The sequence below is a fragment of the Sulfuracidifex tepidarius genome (assembly GCF_008326425.1).
GTDB lineage: Archaea > Thermoproteota > Thermoprotei_A > Sulfolobales > Sulfolobaceae > Sulfuracidifex > Sulfuracidifex tepidarius.
The window spans coordinates 1,131,624-1,147,138 of the sequence record NZ_AP018929.1; the positions used below are offsets into that span (position 1 = coordinate 1,131,624).

Here is a 15,515-nt window from a genome sequence, read left to right on the forward strand (position 1 = left end):
TAAGAATAATCCAAGATCCTTCAAGCCTATGTTCGTTCTAGAGAATAGTAGTGCTTATATTTTTTAGACAATATAAACAAACCATGAAAGCTGTAGTAGTAACTGGACACAAACAAGGGTATAAAGTTCAGGACGTCAGCGACCCTAAACCAGAGAAAGGGGAATTGGTAGTGAAAGTAGATAGGGCTGCACTTTGTTACAGGGACACACTCCAGCTAAAGGGTTTCTATCCCAGGATGAAATACCCAGTAATCTTAGGTCATGAGGTAGTAGGTACTGTGGAACAAGTTGGCGAAGACGTGACCCAATTTAAAGAAGGAGATAAGGTAATATCCCTGCTTTACGCTCCTGATGGAGAATGTGAGTATTGTAGAGCTGGAGAGGAGGCTTATTGCCATCATAGGCTCGGGTACTCAGAAGAACTAGACGGGTTCTTCGCAGAGAAGGCAAAGCTGAAAGTCACGAGCGTGATCAAGGTTCCTTCAGGTGCATCTGACGAAGGGGCAGTTTTAGTCCCTTGTGTCACAGGTATGGTGTATAGAGGTCTCACAAGGGCAAAACTGAAGAAAGGAGAAACTATCCTAGTCACAGGAGCCAGCGGAGGGGTAGGCATACACGCTATACAAGTCGCGAAGGCTATGGGAGCCAAAGTGATAGGTGTGACCACTTCGCAGGAAAAGGCTGATGCTGTAGGCAAATTCGCAGATCATGTCATAGTAGGTAAAGAATTTTCTTCTGAAGCAAAAAAGATTTCCGATATAAATGTAATTGTAGATACGGTAGGTACGCCTACTCTGGAGGAAGACCTCAAGTCCCTTTGGATGGGTGGAAGGATAGTTCAGATCGGCAACGTTGATCCGTCAGCTCCTTTCAATTTGAAGCTAGGTTACGTAATACTGAAGGATATAGAAATCATAGGGCATGCGTCGGCAACTAAGAAGGACGCTGAGGGGGCCCTGAAACTTACAGCTGAGGGTAAGATAAATCCAGTGATAGCAGGCACTCTTCCTTTGGAAGAAGTAGATAAGGGGTATGAGCTACTTAAGGATAAATCCAAAGTGGGCAAAGTCTTGTTGAAGCCTTGACGTTAAATTAGATATAACTTAAAGGATATAACTTAAACGTAGATAGTATTACTAAAACCAGTGTTTTTTCACTTATTTATTCAGTAATTCATTTTTTAAAGAAAGGAGAAAGTATTTGGTTGGGTTTCAGCAATCTCGAGATCTAGTCATTAAGAGATCTGAATGTTTTTAAAAGGTTTATCGACTAAATTAAGTACATGGAGAAAGAGATCGATGACCCTCTATCTATAAAAATGCCCCCTCCACTCTTCTGCATGACCGAAGATGACGTTAGAAGAATTAAACTCGAAATACAATGCATTCATAACATTTCATGAGATCCCCCCTGAAAAGGAAGGGTCACTGTCAGGCCTCACGTTTGGAGTTAAGGACATTTTCCTTACAAAGGGAGTAAGAACTACAGCTGGATCTAGGGTATTAAAGGACTACGTGCCTAAAGAGAACGCTTATGTTGTGGATCAAATTTTAAAGAACGGTGGTAAGATAATTGGAAAGACCAACACACACGAGTTCGCCCTTGGAGCGACTAACACGTCTTCTATAGCAGGCCCGGCTAGGAATCCCCATGACCCAACTAGGATAAGTGGAGGTTCGAGTGGAGGTTCAGCTGTAGCTGTAGCTCTAGACATGGTGGACGTAGGAATTGGATCCGATACTGGAGGGTCAACGCGAATACCTGCGTCTCTGTGTGGTGTCATAGGTTTCAAGCCTACCACTGGCCTGATACCATTAGACGGTGTCATTCCTTTCAGTTGGTCCATGGATACGGTAGGCATACTGTCTAAGGCATTTGACAAGATATTGTTAACTTTCAATTCATTATTACCTTACGATAAGAGGAAAGTCTTAGTTTCTCAAATGCCCTCCAAACTTAAAATAGGAGTTTACCTCTTCGGGGACGACCAAGGCTCCTCATCACTCTCTAGAGTGTTAGATAAGATCTCTTCTGAATTCGAAGTGAAACAAGTCAATCTCAATATGCTTACATACTTCGGAGGTCAAGTCAGACAGACCATAGCCGTAGCTGAGGCTTCCTCGTATCATAAGGAGTGGATAAATTCGTACGCAGGCCTCTACTTTGATGATACGAAGAACATTCTCCTTTCAGGATTTAAGATATCTGCTGTAGACTATGTAGATGCCATGAGAGCTAGGAGGGCATTACTAGAGGAGTACCTAAGGGCCTTTAGGGACGTAGACGTGATAATATCCCCTACAACCAAGATAGTTGCACCCAAAATAGATGAGGTCAAAGGAAGGGAATCTCAGTTCAGGTACCAACTCATTTCAAACACAGAACTATTCAGCGTAGTTGGAGCACCATCAATTTCGATACCGTTAGGATCAGGACCAGAAGGACTTCCTTTAGGGCTTATGGTTAGCGGTGAGCCGTTTGAGGATGGGAAATTACTCAGGATAGCGTCCTTTCTTAATGAGCAATTTGGTTCTAAGCAAGTTTCTTAAGCTTTCAAGATAATCATGACTAGGTGCATCTATAACTTGAGCGAAGTTAACTTGAAAGACAAGATATTAAAGGGAACTACAACAGTAGGACTGAAAGTTAGAGACGGAGTTGTACTAGCTGCTGACAGAAGGGCTAGCGCTGGAGTCTATGTAGCTCATAAATTTGTGAGGAAAGTGCTTTACGTTACTGATACCATAGGAGTTACTACAGCAGGGAGTGTTGCAGATATACAATTTGTATATAATATTTTAAAGAATATATATAACTATAATAGGATAAGCGGTAGCGGTCCAATAACGGTGAAAGGACTAGCCATGTACCTAGGTACCATGCTTTCAAGAAATAAATACTTCCCTTACGTAGTGCAGATCCTTTTAGGCGGATATGACAGTAACGGCTCATCTCTATATAATTTAGATTACATAGGCGATGTCACAGAGGAACGTTACACCGCTACAGGTTCAGGATCCCCAGTAGCTGTAGGTGTATTAGAGGATGGCTATAGGGAAGACCTATCCTTAGATGAGGCTGCAGACCTAGCTAGAAGAGCAGTTTTCTCCGCAATAAAGAGAGATTCCTTCACTGGTACTGGAGTTATAGTTACAAAGCTAAGCAAATCAGGTCATGAAGAGAGGGAGTTCTACATCAAGAAAGGGATAACAGAGGGGCAGTAGCGTTTTTATAACGAGTTTTTATATATATCTTATATGATAGTAAAATCGGTTTTCAAAGAAGGGGAATTTATTCCATCGAAGTACACGTGTGATGGTGAAGATATCTCTCCGAAGCTTTCATGGGATAAGGTCGAGAACGCTAAGTCTTATGCCCTCATCATGGAGGATCCGGACGCTCCTTCAGGGATTTTCATCCACTGGATAGCCTATAACATGAAGTCGAATTCCTTAGACGAAGGTGTACCTAGAAGGGAGAAGATCGGTGAGATGATACAAGGGGAAAACGATTTCGGAAACGTGGGCTATGGTGGGCCATGCCCACCGAGGTCTCACGACGCTCATAGGTACTTCATCAGAGTTTATGCCCTAGATTCCGATGTAGGCAGGAAGATGACGTTAGAGGAGCTCAGAGAATTCATCGGAGCTCATAAGATAGATGAAGGATATATAATGGGGAAATACAAGAGAGCAAAATGAATATATAGAGAGATAAGATCACAAGTTGTCAAGACTCTGAAATAATCTCTCATTAGATGTGCGTGACGGCCTAAATCTGCTTTTTCTTTCCAGATTTCTTTAATGTCTGGTGATAAATGGCCAGATCTATCGGCCGATTCAGGTCTACATTGCAGATTGTAATTATGGCAAGAAAACAGATCGAATAAGGGAAATTGTTAAGCCTGAATCCTTACTAACCCATACGTTCTTTCGATTAAATTCATTCTATTTCGATAAATAAACTGAATTCGCAAAGGAGACGTGAATCTCCCGATCTGTCGATAAAGATAGCTTTGTTTCACCTCAAGAGGAGAAGTTGGAAATTATGATAGAGCCTTGATCCTGTCGAACGTTTCAGGCGTGGTGTATAGAGTCTTGAATCTATGGGCCCTCTAAAAAGTGAAGAAGATCAGGCAATCAATTTGTCCGGTTTTATGGATCTACCTAACACGAACGTGAGGACTATCGCGAGGATCAATGTGGAGACCCCTACATAAAGCATGGCTTGGCTTATGGCACTGCTTCTCACTGCAACTCCTAGGTAAATATATGAGAAGAGGATTACATATCCGATGTATGTGCCTAGGGGAGATCTAGAGGAACCCACATTAGCCTGAAAATACGAAATATACAGCGATATAGGTACTACTATCCATGAGATTCCGATAGCATTGATTAGAATGATCAAGGTGTAATACAAGTTATTTAGCAGGAGTCCCAGTAGAGCTGATACTACTATTGTAGTTGGAATTGATATTAGGAGGAAGCTGTAGATGTAACTAACGTAAAGTTTCGCTGGAGAGAGGCCTTGCGAAACCAAGAACTCTAAAAGCCCTGACTGTCTGTCGTCATTGAAGAGCGATATCACTAGAGACGAGAACGTTATCCCGAAGAACGAGGGAGATAGAACCAATGAGCTCAAGAGGAAGTACGCATCCTCTCTGATCCTGAATATCTCGTAGAGGTTCAGCAGGAGCATCACAGCGGACGCCGCGATTAGATACACTGTGGTGGTCTTGCTTCTCCTTACAGTTCTCTTGAGGAAAGTTAAAGGTATCATGAGATCACCTGAGCAGGTCCTCGAGAGGGTTACTCATTTCCTTTATCTCGTATATCTTGATATTCTTGTTCATAATTTTCTGGATGATCGGATTTACTTCTTCTGGGTCCTTTAATTTTATCACGAAATAATCTCCTCTCTTAGTACAGTCTACTATGCCGGAGATGTCCTCTGAAGCCCTTATTCCTATCTCGTAATCCGATGTCCTCAACTCGCTTATAGGGAGGAAGGTTGAGATCTTTCCTTCGTTAAGAACGATTACGAACCTACCCAGTTCTCTAGCTTCATATAAGTTGTGTGATGTATAGAGTATCACTTTGTCCTTGGAGAGTTGCGTTATCCTCTGCCTGAGCTTAGACGCGACCTCAGGATCCAAGTTCTCAGTAGGTTCGTCCATGAGGATGACGTTGTAGTCCAGCATCATAGACTTGGCTATGCTTACCCTCTTCTTTTGACCTTGAGAGAGCTGAGATATCTTCTTGTCCAACAAGGGTTGAAGCTCCAAGTCTTGGATTACCTTATCCTGATCGCCGCCTATCATTTCCTTGAAGAACGATAATGCTTCCCTCACAGTCATCTCTTGAGGTAGTCCTAGTGAATGGGAAAGGTAGCCTACCCTCTTTCCCTCAACTGAGACCGAACCTCTCCACGGGGAAAGGATTCACGCTATTACCCTAAGGGTCGTGGTCTTTCCAGCCCCGTTCTTTCCCAGGAGTACATATATCCCTGGCTCGTTTAAAGACATACTTACCCCGTGAAGAACTTCTTTGTTGCCGTAACCGGCGTAAACGTCTTTTAGGGAGATCACAATATCACCTCCTTCTCGGAAGGAAGATCAGCGAGACTACGAAGGTGAGAACTCCTACCATTATCATGAAAGGATAGCCGGAGAAACCTAAGATTTCCATAACCCCACTAAGTACAAGAAGAGCCACGCCTACCTTCTTGTTAGGCTTTACCTTAACTACGTAAATTATCAGAGGCACGGCTAAGAACACAGCTAAGGGCAGAACGAAAAAAGTGATCTCTTGGCTCAAGGTAGGCATTACGTTACACCTAGCAGAAAATTTCGCATGCGGATATCGCTGCTGCTTCGCCTGCGCATACATATCCGCACTCTAGGTTATCAGTTACTATTTCATAGGGGTTTCCGTCGCACTCTATGTCGATGCAACCGATATATGCTTCAGCGTCTAAATAAGGCATTTAGCTCACCCTCTCCACATGTACAAAACTGAACCCCTCGGTTCTTATTTTTTCTGCAAGTTCTTCTCCCTCAAATTTATTCTTAGATAGTTTGTATCTGCCATCAACTATTTTTACTAGCTTAGTCCCGTCCTCAAGCATTTTCATTACCTTCATGTTAGTTTCTATGGAATCAGCTCTCCTTTCGGTTTTCCAGAATTTCTCTAGTATCATGGTCAATTTTTCTCCAAATTTAGTCACAACTACAACGAAGTGAGTTCCATTACCTGCGTCTATAGTTACTTCATAACCCTCTGCTTTTTCGCTAATTACATGACCTATCTCAAATTCATCCATCTTTACTGAACCATAGTCTATTATTTTGAAGTTATTGGGTCTATATAAAATATTTCCTTTTATCTTTTCAAAAATATCTCCATTTTGAGTTATATCTTCGGTTTTTATTTCCATCTTATCACCTAATAGATAGGTAGACTTCTGCGTTTTTTTTTTTGCTGGTAATACTGAGCATGTCAAATCTGAAGAGGAGTATCACTTTTACTAAATAGAGGACTTTAACTGAATAGTCTTCATGTTAACAACAATTTCTGAAAGGAAAACTTCTAATCTCGTTTATAGGTAGAATTATATAGACAAATAGTGCGTTTTAACTGAAATCTCTTTCATGACCTTTTTGATTCTCCTTGTGATCTTTAAGGCAGGATACATTAATAGGCATATCAATTAAAACAATAACACATGAGTACTCTTGAAGATGCTTTATGGACCGAGAAGTACAGACCTAGAACTCTAAGCGAAGTAGTTAACCAGAAGGAGATAGTGGAGAGGTTGAAGAGGTTTATCTCAGAGAAGAACATGCCGCACCTCCTTTTCGCGGGGTCACCAGGCACGGGAAAGACAACCATAGCTCTTGCCCTAGTCCGTGGCATGTTCGGGGAGAACTTTAGGGATTATTTCTTAGAGCTCAACGCTAGTGACGAGAGGGGAATAGACGTGATACGTAATAAAGTGAAAGAGTTCGCTAGAGCCTTGCCTGGCAAGGAAGTTCCTTTCAAAGTGATACTCCTTGATGAAGCGGACAACATGACCTCAGATGCACAGCAAGCCCTCAGGAGGACGATGGAACTTTTCACCTCTACCACTAGGTTCATACTGGCTTGTAATTACCTGAGCAAGATAATCGAGCCTATCCAATCGAGGACGGCGTTATTTAGGTTCTATCCGTTGAAAAAGGAGGATGTAGTTGCCCGGCTGATGTATATTGCAAACAAGGAAAAGGTATCTTACGACGAGGAAGCATTGAACGCAATATATGACGTCACCATGGGAGACATGAGGAAATCGATAAACCTGCTTCAGGCGTCATCTGCCTACGGCAAGGTCACGGTCGAATCGGTCTACAAGGTACTTGGTCTAGCTAAACCTAAGGAAATAGAGGAAATGATGAACTATGCGATCCAAGGTGATTTCACTAACGCCAGAAGCAAGTTAAGGGAACTTCTGATCACTTACGGCCTCTCGGGAGAGGATATAGTGAAACAAATGCACCGCGAGATAGTGGGAGGTAATTCCCTGAAGATACCTGAGGAGCTGAAGGTAGTCATCGCAGACTATTTGGGAGAGGCAGAGTTTAGAATAATAGAAGGAGCTGATGATGATATTCAGCTAAGTGCAGTTTTAGCTAAACTTTCCATATTGGGAAGCAAATATGTGGGAGAGAGTGTGCATAAGTGAGCAACCTTCAATGGTTCATAAAGTATAGACCTAAGTCACTGTCAGAAGTGGAAAACCAGGAGGAGGCCAAGGAAGAGCTGAAGTCTTGGATAGAGAGCTGGATTCAAGGGAAGCCTAAATACAAGGCGGTTCTGCTTAACGGCCCTCCTGGAGTAGGGAAGACTACCATTGCTGAGGCATTAGCGAGGGATTACAACATGGAACTCTTGGAGATGAATGCGAGCGATTCCAGGAGGCTTAACGACATTAGAGAAATAGCCGAGAGGGCTTCCACCTCAAGTAGCTTGTTCGGAAAGGGAGGAAGGTTAATTCTCCTGGACGAAGTTGACGGGATAAACAGTAGGCAAGACGCTGGGGCGATACCAGGAATATTAGATGTTATAGAAAGATCTAGGTTCCCGATAATTCTGACCGCAAACAATGCGTGGGATCCGTCGTTAAGGGAACTTAGGACAGCTACAAAGATGATAGACTTACAGAGGTTAGGCAAGATACCTTTGAAGAAAATATTGGAAAGGATATGCAAGGCGGAAAAGGTGATTTGTGATCCTAAAGGGATAGGTGCAATAGCGGATCTCAGTGAAGGTGACGCTAGGTACGCCATCAACATGTTGCAAAGCGTAGCGGAGGTTTATAGGAAAGTCACGGAGGATCTAGTCAAAGACCTAGTCAGGAAAAAGGACAGGACTTTAGATCCATTCGAAACGTTAAGGGGAATATTTTGGGCCAAATACTTCTGGCAGGCTAGGGTGGCCGCAACTACTTCAGAGGTAGACTACGAATTGTTGCTGAGATGGCTTTCTGAGAACGTCCCAATTCAGTTCGACGACATGGGGGACGTTTTCAGGGGGTTCGATGCTCTCAGTAGGGCGTCAGTTTTCCTGAAGAGGTCTAAGCTAGGTGACTGGGACCTCCTCAGTTACGTGTTTGACCTCATGGGGCCAGGTGTAGCTTTCGCAGAGTACTCTAAGTTGGGTGGACAATGGAAAGCTAAATGGAAGAAATACCAGTTCCCTACATACGTACAGCAGATGTCTAAAAGTAAGGACAGTAGGGACGCGCTGAAGACAGCTTCAGAGAAGATAGCGAAGGCCACTCATTGCTCATCCGATAAGGTCATAACGGACTACGTCCCTTTCATGAAATTCATGAAGGTTGAGGGCTTCTCTCCTGAGGAAATCAAAGTCATGGGAAACTTGGAAGGACGGGAAACGGATGAGCACGAAGAAGGGAAGGAAAGGACAACGAGAGCCAGGAGAACTAGGAAGAGGACTTAACCTTTTTTACTACTTCTATGTCCTCGATTTTAGTCTCCGGATACTGACCCTCAGGATCCTTTTCGTATTTCTTTACCATATCCCATACCGTGAGCAAGGCTACTGACACACCGGTTAGGGCTTCCATCTCGACTCCGGTCTTGTAGTGTGCTAAGACTTCACAAGTAACCTCCACGAAATCGTCTCCTATATTCAACTCCACATCAACATGTTCTAAAGGTATAGGATGACACATAGGTATCAAGTCCGCTGTCCTCTTCACCGCCAATATACCTGCTGTCTTCGAGACGTTTACAACGTCTCCCTTCTCAACTTGATTGTTCCTTATAAGCTCAATTGTGCTCCTCCTAAGTCTTATTCTTCCCTTAGCTATAGCTTCCCTTCTCACTTCCTTCTTTTGCGATATATCGACCATCTTAGTTTCTGCCATGTTTAGACACTTGACTTCTATTTTTTAAAAACTTTCTAATTAAAATCACTCAAAGATATCCTTAACTTCCTCTATCAAGTCCTTTAGAATTATGACCTTCGGGTTGGAATAGTTGAGCCTTATCACCTTTGCCCTGCTTTCTCCGGATATTACTTCGACGATTCCTTTCTTCTCTAGGAAATCGATCTCGCTCCTCAGCACGTCGTATCTCATTGAGCATTTCTTCGACAGTTTAGTGATGTTTGTGTCCCCTTCTTCAAATAAGGTCAGTATCACTTTCCATCTCGATGTGGTCATCGTGATGACATTCTCCCCCTTATTTGAGAGTTGACGAAGTCCTCGAACTTTGAGTCTAGAGGTAAAGTGAAAGAGATCAACGTAGTCCTCCCCCGCATACCCTTTCCGCTCTGTCTTGTGTTGAGGACTCCGTACTGCCTGAGCCTCCTTATATTCTCATATATCTGTGTGTGCTTCCTGGGCTCCTCTCCAAAGTCGATACAAAGCTTTTGGTATTCGTTCTCCAAAGTACCCATCTGCACTTCCTCGTTTCTGTTTCTCTTCACGAGCTGAATCAACGCCTTGATGATCAGGAGCTGGTGCAGATCAGCGTCTACCAAGTTATCCAAGATCTGTGGAACTTCTGGGTTCACGCTCCCATTTGCCTCTTTTGCATGTTCTACAGTTACCATGAACGCACCTTGTTTTTCAGCTATCTCCCCCGCTACTACTAGGGTCTCTATCGCGGCTCTAGCGTTTCCGCTTCCTCCCTTATCTTGCCCGTAGATGTCGGAAATGAACCTTAATGCATCGTCTAATATCGCGCCTTTAACGAAAGCCTCCTCAGTCCTTGCTTTCAGTATGTCGAAGAGCTCGTTCGAAGAATAAGGAGAAAACTCTATTACACGCTGTACTATATGATCTTTTATTGACTTATCTAACCTATAAAGTGAATACGGGTCATTTACGATAAAAATATAACTAATTCTTTTTGTAGTAGCAGATATTTCGTCGTAGATCCTAGCTAGGAAATAGATCTCCTCCTGCGGTGCGGTATCTATGAATTGGTTGAACTCGTCCAAGGTGAGTATCAAATGCATGTTTCTCTTCTCGAGGTAATCATGAATTATCTTGAAAATTTCTTGAGAGGACAGCCCTCTAGTGGGAACCGGTAACCTCAGTCTGTTCGCTATTTCCAAGCTTATCAGGTAAAGCGTCCTCTGCTTATGGCAATTCACGTGAACGATTTCTACCTTAGAGCCCCTTTCGTTAGCAATCTTTTTGAACTCGTTCTCGAAAGCTGACGTCGTGGCAGTCTTCCCGGTACCAGTCTTCCCCATCACGACAGTCCTTATTGACCTAATGTAGCCGTCGTTGAGGATGTCCTTGAAGACTATTCCCAGTTCCTTTATTTTATCCTCCCTATGAGGGAGGAAACTGGGCACGTAGTCGAGCTCTAATTTCTTTCTACATGAGAAAATTGAAGACTGAGAGCTGATCACGTCGTTCAGGATATCCTTAGTTGTAGGTCTGCTATTTTCCCCATTGCTGTTCAGCAAAAGTTTCACCCTTATGTTGATAAGGATTGTTTTTTCAGATATTTAACTTAAGAGTGGAAGCCGAAAGTTTTTCTTGACCCTTTTTAAGCACAGAGAGCCCGATGAAATTTCTCATCACGTTTATGAACAACACCGAGTCTGGATCGGTGTAGTTCACAGTCCCCTTTCCTCTCATCCCCATACCTATGCCGATTTCCAGTTCTCTACAGTTTATCTCCCCTCCTCTTTTATAACACTCAACATAGAACTTCTGTATCTTTTTATTTTCCAGCGTGATGATACCTTCTTTTATAGCCTCTTTAGCGTCAGCCCCAGTTGTTGTCATTAAGGGGAATATCTTGAATGCAGAAGAAGGGGGAGCAGAACGCAGAAGCCCGTATAAAGTAAGCGGGTCCAACTTAGAATACACTGAGATCACGTTTCTAACTTCCTCTTCAACTCTCGCATTCTCGTCATAAGGGATTACCCTGTTTAAAACCTCCGCTGCGCACTTCCTTCCCTTGTTGTTACCCGTCGTGAGTATAACTTTCGGATAAGAGTTCACAGTTATTATCTTTCAGCTACCTAGCTTAATATAATGATGCTGACGAAGATCAAGGCTATAAGGAGTTCTTTGCTCTCGGATTCGAGGAAAGTGATGGTGCTTGAAGAATGGGGACCAAGGCAGACAATTCACGGAGAGATCCATCTGAACAAGGGGAGTGAGGCAGAGCTTCCGGACTGGTTGGCTAAGAGGCTACAGAAGGATGGAATAGTGAAGATAATTGATTATTTAACCTTAGACGACCTCGGGAGGATATTATTTCAGGAGAAGCAGAAACCCAACGTCCCAGCTTCTCTTACGAAGACTGACGAGAGAATATATCAGAAAGTGAAAGAACTGGTCTATTCCCTGAAGGAGAAGAACGACATCGAGTCACTTGAGCAAGTAAGAAAGGTAACATCGATGGCGACGGAGATCTCTATGGTGAGAATTAGAAAGGTAGTCCAGTTGAGCCTCCTTGGTATAAACGACGAGAAAGTTATGGAGAAGATGACAGAGGAAGAGCTTTTAATATTTCGCTCTATAAGAGAAATACTATGCTCTATTAGCGGTGAAATATATGGAAAAACAGATTGACATAGGAGATTCGTTCATAGACTTCATAACGTCGTTCACAGACAGGAGGGGGGAAAGGAAATACGTTGAAAAGATAAATAAAATGATAGGTTACAGGAACAAGAGCATCGAAGTAGACTTCAACGATGTCCTGTCATATAGCGAAGACCTAGCAAATGTCATGATTGTAGACGCGAAACACGCAATTCCGTTAGCCGAGAGGAAGCTCTTCGACCACATAGCAGAAATTGACCCCGACTACCAACTTGAAGTAAATAAGGTGCATGTAAGGCTGGTTAATGTACCTAGGTCTATTCAGCTCAGGAAGATACGTAGTGATGACATCAACAAGCTGATTAGCGTTGAGGGGATACTGGTCAGAGCGACGCCAGTGAAAGAAAGGGTCGTTAGAATATGGCTTCAACACATACCTCCAGGATGTGGAGAGGAGTTCGAGTGGCCCGCTGACGGGGAAGAGTTGCAAGAGACCATTGAAATGCCCGCGATGTGTCCTAAGTGTGGCAAACCGGGTCAGTTTAAGTGGATCAAAGAGAAATCCGAAATAGTTGACTGGCAAAAAGTAGTAATTCAGGAAAAACCCGAGGAAATACCTGCAGGTCAATTGCCCAGGCAGTTAGAGGCAATCCTAGAGGACGACCTGGTGGACTCAGCGAGGCCAGGTGATAGGATAAAAATGGTAGGTGTGTTAGAAATAAAAGAAGACTCCCCCATTAAGAGGGGTATTAGGTCGGTTTTCGACTTTCATATGAAGGTAAACAGCGTTGAGATCTCACAGAAAGTTTTAGACGAAGTAATGATTTCGAAGGAGGACGAGGAGAAAATCAAGGATCTAGCGAAAGATCCGTGGATAAAGGAGAGAATAATTTCGTCCATATCCCCATCAATCTACGGGCATTATGAGATAAAGGAAGCCGTAGCATTAGCGTTGTTTGGAGGAGTCCCTAAGGTAATGCAGGACGGAACTAGGATAAGGGGAGACATACACCTTCTGATAATAGGCGACCCGGGTACCGCAAAGTCACAGACGTTACAGTTCGCAGCGAGGGTAGCCCCAAGGTCAGTATACACCACGGGGAAGGGGTCAACCGCAGCAGGTCTCACTGCAGCAGTGGTGAGGGAGAAGAACACCGGAGACTATTACCTTGAGGCGGGAGCCCTAGTTCTAGCTGACGGAGGGATAGCGGTCATAGACGAAATAGACAAGATGAGGGACGAGGACAGGGTAGCAATCCATGAGGCTATGGAACAACAGACTGTCTCAATAGCTAAGGCAGGCATAGTGGCCAAGTTAAATGCTAGGGCTACTATCATAGCTGCAGGCAACCCGAAGCTGGGGCGTTACATCTCGGAGAGGTCTATCTCCGATAATATAAACCTTCAACCCACTATACTTTCAAGGTTCGACTTGATATTCATTTTGATAGACAAGCCAAGCGATAACGATAAGCTACTCGCGGACTACATACTTAACGTACATAGAGGACAGGGGTTAGAGGGCTTCATAGATATAGACATGTTGAAAAAATATATAGCTTATGCAAGGAAGTACGTAACCCCTGTAGTCTCGGACGAAGCTAAGGAACTAATCCAAAGCTTCTTCGTGGAAATGAGAAAGAAGAGTAGCGAGAGTCCTGACTCTCCTATCCTGATAACACCGAGACAGCTGGAAGCCCTGATAAGGATGAGCGAAGCCTACGCTAAGATGTCGCTCAGAAACGTAGTCACCCGTGACGACGCAGAGAGGGCGATAAACATCATGAGAATATTCCTTGAGAACGTAGGTTTGGACGTGGAGTCGGGGAAGATGGACATAGACACGATTATGACCGGGAAACCGAAGAGTGCTAGGGACAAGATGACCGCAGTTTTGGAGATAATAAACGACATATCGTCCATGGAGGAATGCGCTAAGTTAAGCAAAATAGAGAGGGAAGCAGAAAAGCGTTCTTTAGATAGAGACAGCGTTCATAAGGTGGTCCAAGACATGAAGAAGAGCGGGCTAATTTATGAAAGCAAACCGGACTGTTACAAGACGGTGTAACGGTTCATAAGGGAAATCTCTCTATGAGCTAAGACCACTCTGCACGCTTCTCCATCTTGACCGGTTGGTTTTTCCTTGAAACTTGTCGGAAACATGGTAAAAGCCATTCAGCAATAAGTTTAGTATTTATGCTCATATCTCCTTGTTACATATCTAGAGTTTTTTATAGCTAGATGTACCTTTTTAAAGAAAATTTATTAAGTAGTACTCAGTAAGTTTTCTGGAGGAAACATGTCAACAGAAGAGATCGTAAAGGTATCAAGAAATTATCAAATTACTATACCAGCAAGGATAAGGCAAAGGGTGGAAGTGAAGGAAGGAGATCTAGTGAAGATAGTATACGACGAGAGCACCAACCAATTAAAGTTGAACATACTTAAGGTATCATAATTTTTTATAAAATTTTCTTCTTTGTGTTAAATTTGAGTTTTTCTTCCTCTCTCCTTTTGAGTCCAGGGTTCCTTTAAATAGTATAAGAAACGGCAATAATCATGTGAGCATGAGGAAGCTTGTGAAAAAAGGAGCTCAACTAGGTAGAAGTCTTAAGACTCAAACTCATTACCCAAGTAACATGAATGAATTTAATTGAAAGCTATGTATGGAATAGAAGGACTCACGCTTAACAATTTCCTTTATCTGATCCACTTTTGCCATAATTACAATTTGCAATGGTAACCTGAATTGCCCTTATAAAACCTATTGAGCCTGAAGAAACAAGAAGAGGAGACAAAAATACGTATAATATACATATACAGAGAGATAGTTGCAATCCCTGCTTTCAATCACGGGTTGAGATTAAGTCCTCTTATAGATCGATATTGGAGTCCACATTACCCATGCAGGGACTTGTTTTATCAGCTCATACGCCTCCTCCCAGCTAGTTAGTCCAAGTCTTCTGGTCATCTCTTCGAGGGTTATCTGTGTCCTTACGTATTCATTCAATACTGTGACTGCTTCCTCGTTTATCTCAACTTCTCTGCCGGAAGAAAGTTTGACCTTGAAAGATTCCATTTCTATCACCAGTTCTCTTTCAGGTGTGGAATATAGAATTAACCATCTGTACACCATATATGCTCCATACCATGATAGTGAGGATTATCATAGCGGTTATTATGGCGAATGAAGCGAGGTCGTTCTGTTTCCTTTCCATGAGCAGGATACTAGTAAGAATAATGATTATCACTATTACACCAACTGTTAGGTACTGTGCAGAGGAGAACGCCCCGCTTGATAATGGCGATATGTAATATGGAAACGCGATGACTCCCATTATTCCGACCAGGAGTAAAAGCACGAGGACGATCGTAGTGTAACTTGAGATAACTTGGCTGTAAAACTTGCTCTGTTCCCTTGGAGGCTTTGGCATTGA

General features: G+C 43.1%; 18 protein-coding genes and 1 pseudogene. 9 read left to right on the top strand and 10 right to left on the bottom strand.

All coding sequences use genetic code 11. The annotated features are described in order from the left end of the window. Positions 1-83 precede the first annotated feature (83 nt). The 4 genes from IC007_RS05435 (at position 84) to IC007_RS05450 (ending at position 3,701) form a co-directional block, all read left to right on the top strand. Entirely contained in the window at positions 84-1,085 is a 1,002-nt protein-coding gene (locus tag IC007_RS05435) for an acryloyl-CoA reductase (RefSeq protein ID WP_149528466.1), read from the top strand. 264 nt (positions 1,086-1,349) lie between these two features. Continuing rightward, positions 1,350-2,549, top strand: a complete 1,200-nt coding sequence (locus IC007_RS05440; protein WP_054845609.1) for an amidase — start codon at positions 1,350-1,352, stop codon at positions 2,547-2,549. Positions 2,550-2,564: 15 nt separating this feature from the next. Next, the gene (gene psmB / locus IC007_RS05445; protein ID WP_054845610.1) at positions 2,565-3,224 is read left to right on the top strand and encodes an archaeal proteasome endopeptidase complex subunit beta; all 660 of its coding nucleotides are present in this window, start codon (positions 2,565-2,567) and stop codon (positions 3,222-3,224) included. Positions 3,225-3,257: 33 nt separating this feature from the next. Then, positions 3,258-3,701: a YbhB/YbcL family Raf kinase inhibitor-like protein gene (locus IC007_RS05450; RefSeq protein ID WP_054845611.1), complete on the top strand. Its 444-nt coding sequence runs from the start codon at positions 3,258-3,260 to the stop codon at positions 3,699-3,701. A 430-nt stretch (positions 3,702-4,131) separates the two neighbouring features. On the opposite strand, the gene IC007_RS05455 is transcribed toward IC007_RS05450, so the two are convergent. From IC007_RS05455 to IC007_RS05475, 4 genes and pseudogenes are all read right to left on the bottom strand, one after another. Continuing rightward, positions 4,132-4,782: a hypothetical protein gene (locus IC007_RS05455; protein ID WP_054845612.1), complete on the bottom strand. Its 651-nt coding sequence runs from the start codon at positions 4,780-4,782 to the stop codon at positions 4,132-4,134. 4 nt (positions 4,783-4,786) lie between these two features. Next, positions 4,787-5,590, bottom strand: a pseudogene (locus IC007_RS05460) (ABC transporter ATP-binding protein). Between the two features lie 4 nt (positions 5,591-5,594). Continuing rightward, on the bottom strand, positions 5,595-5,828 hold the full coding sequence (locus IC007_RS05470; RefSeq protein ID WP_149528469.1) for a hypothetical protein: 234 nt from the start codon (positions 5,826-5,828) through the stop codon (positions 5,595-5,597). A 160-nt stretch (positions 5,829-5,988) separates the two neighbouring features. After that, positions 5,989-6,438 carry a hypothetical protein gene (locus tag IC007_RS05475; RefSeq protein ID WP_149528470.1) on the bottom strand — a complete coding sequence of 150 codons (450 nt, stop codon included), beginning with the start codon at positions 6,436-6,438 and terminating at the stop codon, positions 5,989-5,991. A gap of 288 nt (positions 6,439-6,726) precedes the next feature. Between IC007_RS05475 and IC007_RS05480 the strand changes: the two genes are divergently transcribed. Both IC007_RS05480 and IC007_RS05485 read left to right on the top strand, forming a co-directional pair. Next, positions 6,727-7,722 carry a replication factor C small subunit gene (locus IC007_RS05480; RefSeq protein WP_149528471.1) on the top strand — a complete coding sequence of 332 codons (996 nt, stop codon included), beginning with the start codon at positions 6,727-6,729 and terminating at the stop codon, positions 7,720-7,722. Then, positions 7,719-8,999, top strand: coding sequence for a replication factor C large subunit (locus IC007_RS05485; protein WP_054845615.1), 1,281 nt, complete (start codon positions 7,719-7,721; stop codon positions 8,997-8,999). Before IC007_RS05480 ends, IC007_RS05485 begins: the two co-directional genes overlap by 4 nt. Here IC007_RS05485 and moaC read toward each other — a convergent pair. The 4 genes from moaC to IC007_RS05505 are packed head-to-tail and all read right to left on the bottom strand — an operon-like array spanning position 8,983 to position 11,529. Next, on the bottom strand, positions 8,983-9,429 hold the full coding sequence (gene moaC, locus IC007_RS05490) for a cyclic pyranopterin monophosphate synthase MoaC (RefSeq protein ID WP_054845616.1): 447 nt from the start codon (positions 9,427-9,429) through the stop codon (positions 8,983-8,985). The genes IC007_RS05485 and moaC overlap by 17 nt on opposite strands. A 45-nt stretch (positions 9,430-9,474) precedes the next feature. Beyond that, positions 9,475-9,726 carry a helix-turn-helix domain-containing protein gene (locus tag IC007_RS05495; protein ID WP_149528472.1) on the bottom strand — a complete coding sequence of 84 codons (252 nt, stop codon included), beginning with the start codon at positions 9,724-9,726 and terminating at the stop codon, positions 9,475-9,477. Continuing rightward, positions 9,723-10,982 (bottom strand): ORC1-type DNA replication protein, encoded by a 1,260-nt coding sequence (locus IC007_RS05500; protein WP_232049047.1) that lies wholly within the window; start codon positions 10,980-10,982, stop codon positions 9,723-9,725. Before IC007_RS05500 ends, IC007_RS05495 begins: the two co-directional genes overlap by 4 nt. Positions 10,983-11,019: 37 nt before the next feature. Next, entirely contained in the window at positions 11,020-11,529 is a 510-nt protein-coding gene (locus IC007_RS05505) for a THUMP domain-containing protein (RefSeq protein WP_054845618.1), read from the bottom strand. Between the two features lie 33 nt (positions 11,530-11,562). Between IC007_RS05505 and gins23 the strand changes: the two genes are divergently transcribed. The 3 genes from gins23 to IC007_RS05520 all read left to right on the top strand — a co-directional run bounded on the left by gins23 (position 11,563) and on the right by IC007_RS05520 (position 14,536). Continuing rightward, the gene (gene gins23 / locus IC007_RS05510; RefSeq protein ID WP_054845619.1) at positions 11,563-12,105 is read left to right on the top strand and encodes a DNA replication protein Gins23; all 543 of its coding nucleotides are present in this window, start codon (positions 11,563-11,565) and stop codon (positions 12,103-12,105) included. Next, positions 12,080-14,146, top strand: coding sequence for a minichromosome maintenance protein MCM (gene mcm / locus IC007_RS05515; protein ID WP_174861571.1), 2,067 nt, complete (start codon positions 12,080-12,082; stop codon positions 14,144-14,146). The genes gins23 and mcm overlap by 26 nt, the downstream gene beginning before the upstream one ends. A gap of 231 nt (positions 14,147-14,377) precedes the next feature. Continuing rightward, positions 14,378-14,536, top strand: a complete 159-nt coding sequence (locus IC007_RS05520) for an AbrB/MazE/SpoVT family DNA-binding domain-containing protein (RefSeq protein ID WP_149528474.1) — start codon at positions 14,378-14,380, stop codon at positions 14,534-14,536. Between the two features lie 405 nt (positions 14,537-14,941). On the opposite strand, the gene IC007_RS05525 is transcribed toward IC007_RS05520, so the two are convergent. Together IC007_RS05525 and IC007_RS05530 are read right to left on the bottom strand one after the other, a co-directional pair. After that, the gene (locus IC007_RS05525; RefSeq protein WP_054845742.1) at positions 14,942-15,157 is read right to left on the bottom strand and encodes a hypothetical protein; all 216 of its coding nucleotides are present in this window, start codon (positions 15,155-15,157) and stop codon (positions 14,942-14,944) included. 19 nt (positions 15,158-15,176) lie between these two features. Then, complete coding sequence (locus IC007_RS05530) at positions 15,177-15,512, bottom strand: hypothetical protein (protein ID WP_054845743.1); 336 nt, start codon at positions 15,510-15,512, stop codon at positions 15,177-15,179. Between the last annotated feature and the right edge of the window lie 3 nt (positions 15,513-15,515).